Here is a 334-nt window from a genome sequence, read left to right on the forward strand (position 1 = left end):
AATCAGACAACAGCCGAATGGGCATCCATTTCGGTATTTATCTCGCGGGCAAAGCCCACGCTACTCATTGCAGCAACAGCAACCTGTCCCTTCCCCCGTCTAGCGGGGGAAGGTTAGGATGGGGGTGGCTTTGCGACTTTAGGTCAAATCAAATTCGTACAACCCATAGAACCACCCTCTCCCCGGCCCTCTCCCACCGGACGGGAGAGGGGGCAGGTTGCCGATAAAAACGAGGTCGTCTGAAAACTTTGAGATTTGGGTTTCAGACGACCTTTTGCTATCGATATGTCTCAAGACTCGAATATCTTGCATGATTTGTCCGTATTGGCGAAAT

The 334-nt window shown here is 51.2% G+C and carries 1 protein-coding gene; it reads right to left on the reverse strand.

Going from position 1 to position 334, the window contains the following annotated elements; all coding sequences use genetic code 11:
- Window positions 1–138: 138 nt before the first annotated feature.
- Window positions 139–334 (reverse strand): hypothetical protein (locus HMPREF2726_RS14150; RefSeq protein ID WP_210399692.1); only part of this gene is annotated, 196 nt, incomplete at its 5' end.

Origin of the sequence: Neisseria sp. HMSC074B07, assembly GCF_001810355.1 — a bacterium.
Lineage (GTDB): Bacteria > Pseudomonadota > Gammaproteobacteria > Burkholderiales > Neisseriaceae > Neisseria.